At 72.4% G+C, this 5,675-nt stretch carries 8 protein-coding genes and 1 riboswitch; of the genes, 4 read left to right on the top strand and 4 right to left on the bottom strand.

Features of this window, described 5'->3' with window-relative positions:
* Positions 1 to 25: 25 nt before the first annotated feature.
* Both ACFWGJ_RS41100 and ACFWGJ_RS41095 read right to left on the bottom strand, forming a co-directional pair.
* Positions 26 to 250 (bottom strand): hypothetical protein, encoded by a 225-nt coding sequence (locus tag ACFWGJ_RS41100; RefSeq protein WP_387334071.1) that lies wholly within the window; start codon positions 248 to 250, stop codon positions 26 to 28.
* 178 nt (positions 251 to 428) lie between these two features.
* The gene (locus tag ACFWGJ_RS41095) at positions 429 to 728 is read right to left on the bottom strand and encodes a hypothetical protein (protein ID WP_210886615.1); all 300 of its coding nucleotides are present in this window, start codon (positions 726 to 728) and stop codon (positions 429 to 431) included.
* Between the two features lie 192 nt (positions 729 to 920).
* Here ACFWGJ_RS41095 and ACFWGJ_RS41090 point away from each other — a divergent pair, with 192 nt between their 5' ends.
* The 3 genes from ACFWGJ_RS41090 (at position 921) to ACFWGJ_RS41080 (ending at position 3,302) form a co-directional block, all read left to right on the top strand.
* A complete protein-coding gene (locus tag ACFWGJ_RS41090) occupies positions 921 to 1,085 on the top strand; it encodes a hypothetical protein (protein WP_387334070.1) in 165 nt (54 codons plus the stop codon).
* Between the two features lie 267 nt (positions 1,086 to 1,352).
* Positions 1,353 to 2,180 carry a hypothetical protein gene (locus ACFWGJ_RS41085; RefSeq protein ID WP_387334069.1) on the top strand — a complete coding sequence of 276 codons (828 nt, stop codon included), beginning with the start codon at positions 1,353 to 1,355 and terminating at the stop codon, positions 2,178 to 2,180.
* Positions 2,181 to 2,340: 160 nt separating this feature from the next.
* Positions 2,341 to 2,427, top strand: a riboswitch (ZMP/ZTP riboswitch).
* 20 nt (positions 2,428 to 2,447) lie between these two features.
* Positions 2,448 to 3,302, top strand: a complete 855-nt coding sequence (locus ACFWGJ_RS41080; RefSeq protein WP_387334068.1) for a bifunctional 5,10-methylenetetrahydrofolate dehydrogenase/5,10-methenyltetrahydrofolate cyclohydrolase — start codon at positions 2,448 to 2,450, stop codon at positions 3,300 to 3,302.
* A gap of 30 nt (positions 3,303 to 3,332) precedes the next feature.
* Here the strand turns inward: ACFWGJ_RS41080 and ACFWGJ_RS41075 are convergent, their stop codons facing one another.
* Together ACFWGJ_RS41075 and ACFWGJ_RS41070 are read right to left on the bottom strand one after the other, a co-directional pair.
* Entirely contained in the window at positions 3,333 to 4,385 is a 1,053-nt protein-coding gene (locus tag ACFWGJ_RS41075) for a CU044_5270 family protein (protein ID WP_387334067.1), read from the bottom strand.
* Positions 4,378 to 4,989 carry an RNA polymerase sigma factor gene (locus ACFWGJ_RS41070; protein WP_387334066.1) on the bottom strand — a complete coding sequence of 204 codons (612 nt, stop codon included), beginning with the start codon at positions 4,987 to 4,989 and terminating at the stop codon, positions 4,378 to 4,380. The genes ACFWGJ_RS41075 and ACFWGJ_RS41070 overlap by 8 nt, the downstream gene beginning before the upstream one ends.
* A gap of 105 nt (positions 4,990 to 5,094) precedes the next feature.
* Between ACFWGJ_RS41070 and ACFWGJ_RS41065 the strand changes: the two genes are divergently transcribed.
* Positions 5,095 to 5,675, top strand: a 581-nt coding sequence (locus tag ACFWGJ_RS41065; RefSeq protein ID WP_387334065.1) for a cbb3-type cytochrome c oxidase subunit I, incomplete at its 3' end; no start/stop codon positions are given.

Genomic DNA, 5,675 nt, shown 5'->3' with positions numbered 1-5,675 from the left:
GCGTGCGGGGGCCCGTGCGCTCACGTCAGCGTCCCGGCTCCGGCCCCCAGTACGAGGAACCTCCGCCGCGCCACTCGATGAGCGGTGACACCGTGACCTCGTTCTCGTCGAACTCCAGCCCGGCGCGGCGCAGGAACTCGACGATGTCCGGGAGGTTCATGGCGGTGCCGACCGGCTCGCCGTGGACCGTCACGCGCCGGCCGCCGTCGCCGCGCGGCGGATGCACGAGTACTGCGGGGTGTTCCGACATGCCCTCAGCCTCGCCCGGACCGCCCGCACGCGCATCCGGACAGGGCCGATGACCACCGGATCGTCACCGGGCCTCACTGCGACACACACGGCGAGGGGCCGCCCCGGTGCGCGACGGCCCCGTACCGGACAGCCCAGAACCGCACGGCCCGGCAGCGGACGACTCCGTACGCGCGGGCTCAGTACTCGATGGCGGGCAGCAGGCCGGTGACGGGGGCGGCGAGGTCGGTCACCTGGTGCAGCTGCTCCAGCTGGTAGAGGCCGTTGAGCTGGTTGAGCTCCTGGATGCCCTCGGAGATCTTCGGGATCTTGTTCCTGTGCTCGACGGGGAGGTCGCTCACGGCGATCTGGTCGAGCTCCGCGATCGGGTCCAGTTTTCCCGTCTCGGGGACCGTGGCGGCACCCGCGGACGGTACGGCGAGACCCGTGACGCTGATGGCGAGGCCAACGGCGGCGACAATACGTCGTGTTGAGATCATGCTTTCAGCAACGGTGACAAGCTGCCCGCGGACACGGCCCCGCCCGGCCCCTCACCCGACAGGCGCATCGTCACGGCTGCGCTTGCCGAGGTTCCCGGGCCGGAGGAGTCTCGAAGGGGAGGCCTCCGCGGCCCGCCCGGCGCACGCACCGCGGGCCACGGCCTTCGCCAGTGGTCCACAAGGAGGTCCGTCATGGACACCGCGGCAGGCCCCGGCTTCGACACCGCAGCACTGCGCCGGGGCATCGAGGACCAGGACGCGACGGCACTGCTGTCGCTGTACGCGGCCGACGGGGAACTGCGCGACGGCAGGCTCGTCGAGCAGACCGTGCCGCAGGCCCGGGACGCCGAGGAATGACGCCGAGGATCCGGATCACCTCGCGTCTGACCTGGACCTTCTCGGCCCGGCTGAGCCCAGGGCCGGCGGCGCGGCCCCGGCCGGCTCGCGGGACGGGCCGACGCGTGTCCGCTTCGCTCCTGCGGTCGGCACTGCGGGCGGCGCGTTCCCGCCGGTGATCCTTCCGACGCGGTCCGTCCACGGCCGCGCGGCGGCGGTGGCCCGATGTCCTGAAGTCGCGCAATGGTTTCCTTGTGGATGGTTTTTCTGCTCACTACCTTCCTCGCCATGACAAAGACGAGCACGCCGCACGCCGCCCTCCCGGTGGACGAGGTCACCGCCGCGGCACGTGAACTGGCCCGGGCCGGACGGTGGCAGCGCGCGTTATGCCTCCTCGACGCCACCGTCACCTCCGAGCCGCGCGACCGGGCGGCTCTCGCGCTCACCGGGGCGCAGATCGCCCTGGAGCGCGACTGGTTCGGCGGTACGGACACCGCGGACGCCCGGATCGCCGCCGCGGACACGGCGATCGGGCGGCTCACCGAGCCGGTCGGGCTCTGGGACCTGGACTTCGTACGGCTGCGGCATGCGTATTTCCGGCTGCTGCTCGGGGACGGTACGTTCCGGTTCGGTCCGGCGGGCAAGGACCCCGAGGAACTGGCGGAACTGCGGCGGCGGGCCGAGGAGTTGTGCGAACGGGCGGCCGACGACGTACGCCGGGGGTGGGCGCGGATGTATCTCGGGCTGATCGTCGACAACCTGTTCGCCGAGCGGGACGAGGCGCCCGCGCACTACGAACTCGCGCTGGACGCCGGGGAGTCGGGCGACGACCTGCTGGCCCGTGAGGCGCTGCGTCATCTCGGGGACCACGACCACGACAACCTCGACCACGACCGGGCGCGGGAGCGCTGGACCCGGGCGACCGCGCTCGGCGCCCGTGCCGGGAACGTCCCCGGCACCCTCTCCCAGCAGATGCTGCTGGCCGTCCTGGCCCGCGACACGGGCGACGAACCGGCCGCCACGGCCCTCGCCACCGAGGTCGCACGCTGGGCGGGAGCGATCGGAGCGGTACGGGTTCAGGCCCAGGCAACCGCGTTCCTGACGAGCGAGACCTGAAGCCCCGCCCCGAGCCCCGCAGGGGCGCGGGAAAGGGTACGGCGCCGAGGCGTGCCTCTTTCAGGAGCGCGGGGAACTGCGCGACCAACCCCCACCGGCCGGCAGACACATCCGACACCTGGCGAAGCCCGCACCAGCACTTACGGCGAGGCGTAAAATAGCGGCAGGCCGTAACTGGCGCTGAGGTGGACCACCACCGGGGAGCGGCCCGACGCAATCGTCTGAGCCGCGCGCCTGGGCATCTTCCACGACGCTCAGGAGCGGCACATGTCCCAGGCCACACTCATGGACGGCACCGGTCTCGCCCGGCGGATCGTCGAGCGGACGGCGCAGCAGGCGGCCGACCTCACCGCACGCACGGGGGTGACGCCCTGTCTTGCCACCGTGCTGGTGGGCGAGGACCCGGCATCCGTCACGTACGTACGTATGAAGCAGAACCGTTCCCGCAAGGCGGGGATCGCCTCGCGGCACGTGTCCCTGCCCGCCGCGACCACGACCGCCGAACTGATCGGCACGCTCACCGAGCTGTCCGCCGATCCCACCGTGCACGGCATCCTGCTCCAGCACCCCATGGGGCACCACATCGACGAACGGGCGGCCTTCGAGGCGATCGCCCCGGAGAAGGACGTCGACGGGGTGACCCTCGCCTCCTTCTCCGCGATGAGCTTCGGACTGCCCGGCTTCTCCTCCTGCACCCCGGGCGGGATCATGCGCCTCCTCGACGCGTACGACGTCGATCCCTCCGGCAAACGGGCCGTGGTGGTGGGCCGCAGCGCGATCCTCGGCAAGCCGGTGGGGATGCTGCTGCTCGGCCGCGACGCCACGGTGACGTACTGCCACTCGCGCACCCCGGCCGCCGATCTGTCGTCGGTCCTGCGCGAGGCGGACATCGTGGTGGCCGCGGTGGGTCGGCCGCGGCTGGTCCGCGGGGAGGACATCAAGCCGGGCGCGGTCGTCGTCGACGCCGGGTACAACGCCGGAAACGTCGGCGACGTCGACTTCGACAGCGCCCGTGAGCGCGCCTCACTGATCACTCCCGTGCCCGGCGGGGTCGGTCCGATGACGATCGCCACGCTGCTGTCCCAGACCGTCGAGGCGGCCGTCCGCCAGACCGGCGCCTGATCAGGGGGCACGCGTCGAGGGGCGGGGCCGTCAGCGGATCCACGCGCTGTACTGCATGACGTCGCCCGTCTCGACGCCGTACTCGGGCTCGTCGACGGCCGCGGTGTCCTCCAGACCGAGGACGGTGCCGTCGGCCGGGTCCATGATCAGCATCCGGCGGTAACCGGCGCCGTCGTACACGTACGCCTGGCCGAGCCGGCCGAGGCGGTCGGTCACCTGGCCGACCGGCCTCAGCCCCTTCGCGTCCGCGAGGAGCCGTGCGAGCGCGGCGTTCTCGCGGGCGCCGAGGGTCCAGGTGTCGAGCAGCACCGCGGTGGCGTCCAGCAGTTCGCCGGTGGTCGGCGGGCCGTCGAGGTGCTGCGCCTCCCGCAGGTACGCGCGCAGCCGCGCGGTGTCGTGCGGCGGCGGTGACTGGGGCGGGGCGTCGCTCCAGCTCGGCGGGAAGGTCTGCTCGCTGATGACGTGCCCGTCGTCGACCAGGCGCGGGCCGTCGTCCGCGTCGGTGAGGACCCGTCGGCCGGGGTGGCGCGGGTCGGTCGCGACGACCAGCTCCGTGTGGCTGTCGTCGGCGTTCCAGCGCACGACACGTTCCACGGGCAGGGTGATCGGCGGCCCGTCCTCCGACATACCGACGCTCCACGACTGCACGTGCGTGCCTTTGCGCAGCCCTTCCGAACCGTCGCCCGCGTCCCGCTCGGCCCGCTCGGCCCTCTGGACCAGCGTGTCGAGGGGTACGGGGGTGGAGTCGGCCCGGACCACCAGCGGGCGGGGCGCGGCCACCGCCGGGGTGGTGTTCGGACCCGCGAGGAGGAGGGCGGTGGCGGTCAGGGCCACTGCCACGGTCGCGGCGAGCGCCCAGACGAGGCGGGGGCGGCTGCGCCGCGGCCCGCGCTCGCCACCCGTGCCCGGGCCTGTGGCCGGGCGTGTGGCCGGGCCTGTGGCCGTGTCTTCTCCGGCGCCGGCGCCTGCCATGAGGTGGTTGAGTCGCCGCTCGCCCTCGTGGCCCAGCGGGCCCTCGCCGAAGCGGGGGTCGTCACCGGGCACGGGGTTGGCCCGGCGCAGCAGTTCGAGCTCGTCAGCCATGGAACTGCTCCTTCGAAGTGTCGGTGCCGGAGTTCTTGCCGGAGTTCTTGCCGGAGTCCGTGCAGGAGTCGGAGTCGGCGGCGCCGGGGCCCGGGGGCACCACGATGCGCATGCGGTCGATCTCCGTTCTGAGGCGGCGGCGGGCCCGGTGCAGCCGCATCGCCGCGGCCCGGCTGCCGCAGCCGAGGGTCACGGCGATCTCGTCGACCCCCAGGTCCTCCCAGGCTGCGAGCCGCAGCACCTCCTGGTCGGCCGGGGAGAGACGGGCCAGCGCGTCGTGCACCCACTCGGCGGGCCGCTCGGAGTCCGGGCTGTCCACGATCTGCCTGCCGTGCGCGGTCTCGTCGTTCCCGAGCCGGTCCATGAGCCGCCGGCGGCGCCCGTAGCCGCGTACCGCGTTCGAGAGGCAGTTGCGTGCCACGCCGTACAGCCAGGGAAGAGGGGACGCGGGCAGGTCGGACCGGCGCCGCCAGGCGACGGTGAAGACCTCCGCCACCACTTCCTCGACTTCGCTCGTCCGGCCGTCCAGTCGCCGCGCAACATAGCGGCTGACCGCCCAGTAGTGCTCGCGATAGGCAGCGGCGAAGATCTCGTCGTTGCTCATGTTCCGTACGTGTCCGGCAGGTCCTCGATCGTCACACCTGTTTCGGTGGTCCTTGTCGCTCCGCCCGGGTGTGACGTCGGAGGGGCCGGCGGACACAGGCGGGGCATGGAGAGCAACACTGTCATCCCGGCGCCCGCGCCCCCACGGCCGGGGCGCCGTCCCGGCCTCGCCGCCGTCCGTCGGCTGACCACCACGGACCACAAGACGATCGGCACGATGTACCTGGTCACGTCGTTCGCGTTCTTCTGCATCGGCGGCGTCATGGCGCTGCTGATGCGCGCCGAACTGGCCCGTCCCGGCACGCAGATCATGTCGAACGAGCAGTTCAACCAGGCGTTCACGATGCACGGCACGATCATGCTGCTGATGTTCGCGACGCCGCTGTTCGCCGGCTTCACGAACTGGATCATGCCGCTGCAGATCGGCGCGCCCGACGTGGCGTTCCCGCGGCTGAACATGTTCGCCTACTGGCTGTACCTGTTCGGCTCGCTCATCGCGGTCGGTGGCTTCCTCACCCCGCAGGGCGCGGCGGACTTCGGCTGGTTCGCCTACAGCCCGCTGTCGGACGCGGTCCGCTCGCCGGGCATCGGCGCCGACATGTGGATCATGGGTCTGGCCTTCTCCGGCTTCGGCACCATCCTCGGCGCGGTCAACTTCATCACCACCATCATCTGCATGCGCGCCCC

Origin of the sequence: Streptomyces sp. NPDC060205, from assembly GCF_042728395.1 — a bacterium.
Classification (GTDB): Bacteria; Actinomycetota; Actinomycetes; order Streptomycetales; family Streptomycetaceae; genus Streptomyces.
Note: the sequence above shows the minus strand (reverse complement) of the source record. Positions and strands in the feature narration are given on the sequence as shown.